This is a genomic window from Priestia sp. P5_B4, from assembly GCF_056400385.1.
The window spans coordinates 1-1,366 of record NZ_JBFULJ010000962.1 but is presented as its reverse complement, the minus strand read 5'-3'; the positions used below and the strand labels follow the sequence as shown (position 1 = coordinate 1,366).

1 protein-coding gene and 1 pseudogene are annotated in these 1,366 nt (G+C 30.3%); both read left to right on the top strand.

Translation table 11 applies throughout. The features are described from left to right. Positions 1-326, top strand: a pseudogene (locus AC1DRF_RS27895) (hypothetical protein); the annotation flags it as partial. Positions 327-1,015: 689 nt separating this feature from the next. Further along, positions 1,016-1,234 carry a DUF6366 family protein gene (locus AC1DRF_RS27890; protein ID WP_477742299.1) on the top strand — a complete coding sequence of 73 codons (219 nt, stop codon included), beginning with the start codon at positions 1,016-1,018 and terminating at the stop codon, positions 1,232-1,234. The last annotated feature ends 132 nt before the right edge of the window (positions 1,235-1,366 follow it).

Sequence of the window (1,366 nt, the reverse complement as noted above, 5' to 3'; positions counted from 1 at the left end):
TTATAGAGGTTACTGAGCAGCCTCCGTACACTACCTACATTTATGGAAAAAGTACAGAAAAGTATGATGTTGAATTTAAAATAGTAGATAATAAAGTCAGTAGGTATGACTTGATTAGCAGCAAGTATAGTACAGAAAAGGGAATACATACTGGTGACAGCAAAAAAGATGTTATTAGGGCGTATGGAGAAAATTATTACGAAAGAGAAGATACCGGAGCAACAATAATAGGGTATTTTGATAAAAATCATAAACTCAATATTGAGTTTTCTTTAGATGACAAGGATAAAGTTGGAGGCATTTTGGTTCAAAAAATAAATAATTAAGATGAGTAATAATCATTTTTGCTGCAGCTTTTAATATGTACTTATTTATGTAAATTGAGTATGTTTGAGCTATAAATCTAAAACAAATAATCAGAAAGGTTTTTTTCCTATTGAGTACGTTTACTAAAGTAGTACCGTCAGCTTTTATACTTCTCTATATAGCATTTTTCTTTTTAGATATTTCTTATCATTATGGTGTTCCTTATTCATATAGCTTTTTTCTTTTTTTATTTTTGTCGTTAATATCTCTAGTTTTATGTTTAGTAATATGGTTTAAGGACAGGGAACGTCTTTTTCTATTTTTGGCTGTAGTTTCAACCCTCCAACTTACGTTTACTGTCTTTATTTATCTTTTGCCAGAAGCAGGAACTAAACCATTAATTTATGAAAAAGCAATCACAAAAGAAGATGTTTTACATAAATAAGCTTACACAAAAAACTTGAAGAATGTGTATCTAGTATAAGGTTATTAAAGAGATCCCCTTAAATAAAGAGGATCTCTTTGGTGTAGGTGTTTGTAATAGTAATTATATTAACTAGCTCTGTATACTTCTTCATTACAAAGCAGTGTTCCATACTTATTAAAAAAAGAAATGTGTACAGTTTAGTGTAAGAAAAGGGATCTAACAGAAACCATTAATTTATATTTTAACCATAATATGTTATAATATTTCGAAAATGGTGGTGTGATGATGAGYGAAGRTAAAGAAACACCTGAAAGAAGAAGAGAGARMTTAAAACAMGAAGAGGTAAAGAGAAACCCCACAGGGAATATGAACGATGCATTTAACMGAAATGAAGCTGGAAMCCTATCTGGTTTAGCAGGYAGCTTAGGWTGGAAGGGKCTAGGTRTACTTATTACTGTACTGATTATAGGCTTTATCGTTGTGTCCCTATTATTAAAATAATGTGAGGTTTATAAATTAAGAGTACTGGAGGAGTCATTTTGAAAAATTATGCAGTGTTTATTGGTAGTTTTATAGTGTTACTGTTTGCTTTTCAAATTGTTTCTGGGCTATTTCTTACACTTACATATGTAC